Origin of the sequence: Frankia tisae (genome assembly GCF_025403405.1) — a bacterium.
GTDB classification, from domain to species: domain Bacteria; phylum Actinomycetota; class Actinomycetes; order Frankiales; family Frankiaceae; genus Frankia; species Frankia tisai.
Genome location: NZ_JANEZT010000624.1, coordinates 1 through 1,814, shown reverse-complemented (window position 1 = coordinate 1,814; position 1,814 = coordinate 1). Strand labels below are relative to the sequence as shown.

Here is a 1,814-nt window from a genome sequence, read left to right as displayed (position 1 = left end):
CTGGAAGCCCTGGCCGATCGCGGCGACGCGCCACACGCCCTTGCGGTAGAGGTCGCCGATCATCACCGCGCGTTCGCTGGTGAAGTCGGCGCCGGTGAAGGAGTAGCGCAGCACCTCGGTACCGGCGACGACGATCCGCAGGTAGCCCGACGCGATCGCCGCGGCACTGCCGCCGCCGTCCAGCGCCGCGCAGAACGACAGCCGGCCGATCGAGGCCGGCACCTGGTCGAGGCTGACCCGGAACGCCTGCGTGTCCCCGGACTGCGGGCCGAGGAGCTGGACGGACTTCTCCGGTGAGGTCGGCTGGTTGAAGAAGACGAAGTACCGGTCGTCGGAAAGGCGGTCGTCGCCGTCCAGGCCGAAGCAGGAGATGTCCCACTCCCCCGGCGCGTTGATCGCAATCCCGACGTACAGGTCGGTGCCCTGGGTGACCGCCGACAGCTGCGCCTTCTGCCCGCGGCTGAACTGGGTGACCAACACGCTCCCTCCACTCGCCTGCCGCCGCCCCGGCACCTGCCGGAACGACCGGCGGATCCGCCCCGCCGCCTGCGCCCGCATCCGCACGAACCGGACTGCGGGCAAGGTAGCAGCTACCCATCTACTCAGCCGAACACGCCGGGCATGCGGGCGCTGTCACCCATGGGACACCACGTGCCCGTCACCGTGACAGGTCTCCAGCGTGACACCTCCTCTCGCGTCCCGCGGGCAGGATCGCGTTCACTGGACGGATGCGCTACGTGGAGGACTCCGTCACTGTCAGCCCGAAGAGGATTTCGAAGATCGGCCTGGGCACCTGGCAGTTCGGGTCCGGGCAGTGGGGTTACGGCAGCCGCTACGCCGACAACGACGCCGCGCTCATCGTTCGCCGGGCCCTGGAGCTCGGGATCACCCTGTTCGACTCGGCGGAGGTCTACGGCCTGGGACGCAGCGAGCGCATCCTCGGCGCGGCGCTGGCCGCGGTCCCCGGCGGGCTCGACCGGGCCTACGTGGCGACCAAGCTCCTGCCGATCGTCCCGGTGGGCCCGGTCGTCGAGCAGCGCGCGGTCGCCAGCGCGCACCGCCTCGGCGTGCGCCACCTCGACCTCTACCAGGTCCACCAGCCCAACCCGGCGATCCGGGACCGCTGGACGATGCGGGGCATGGTCGCGCTGCGGGCCGTGGGCCTCGTCGGGGACATCGGGGTCAGCAACTACTCGCTGGCCCGCTGGCAGGAGGCCGACGCGGCCCTCGGCGCGCCGGTGCTGTCCAACCAGGTCGAGTACAGCCTGGCCCGGCCGCGCCGCGGTGCCGCGCTGCTCGACTTCGCCGCCCGCGATTCCCGGATCGTCATCGCCTGGAGCCCGCTCGCCCAGGGGCTGCTGGCGGGCCACTACGACGTGACCAACCGCCCGAGCGGCCGGGTCCGGGCGGCCAACACGCTGTTCGGAACCGAGAACCTCGCCCGGGCGACGCCGCTGCTCGACGTGCTGCGCGAGGTCGCCGCGGCGCACGGGGCGAGCCCCGCCCAGATCGCGCTGGCCTGGGCGATCCACCATCCGCAGGTCGTGGCGATCCCGGGGGCGTCCGGCGTCGCCCAGGTGGAGAGCAACGCGGCCGCGGCCGACCTCGACCTCGCCGCCGACGAGTACGCCGCGCTCAGCGCCGCCGCCGACCGCTTCACCCCGCTCGCCGGCTCCCAGGCGCTCGCCGCGCTGGCCGCCGAACGCCTGCGCCGCTGAACCGGCCTAGCTGGCGTTGACGGAGCCGTCGGGGGCGTAGACGTCGTCGGAGGAGATGATGTGGAACGGCGGGCAGACGCCCGTCGAGTGGTGGGC

2 protein-coding genes are annotated in these 1,814 nt (G+C 72.9%); one reads left to right on the top strand and one right to left on the bottom strand.

Translation table 11 applies throughout. The annotated features are described in order from the left end of the window. The coding region (locus tag NBZ85_RS30640) for a TerD family protein (protein ID WP_261563369.1) at positions 1-477 on the bottom strand (477 nt) is incomplete at its 3' end. Positions 478-728: 251 nt separating this feature from the next. Between NBZ85_RS30640 and NBZ85_RS30635 the strand changes: the two genes are divergently transcribed. Then, positions 729-1,718: an aldo/keto reductase gene (locus NBZ85_RS30635; RefSeq protein ID WP_261558559.1), complete on the top strand. Its 990-nt coding sequence runs from the start codon at positions 729-731 to the stop codon at positions 1,716-1,718. The last annotated feature ends 96 nt before the right edge of the window (positions 1,719-1,814 follow it).

What these genes read in the sequence shown, in the direction of transcription:
- NBZ85_RS30635 (WP_261558559.1), top strand. Translation starts at nt 729, where the DNA reads ATGCGCTACGTGGAGGACTCCGTCACTGTCAGCCCGAAGAGGATTTCG.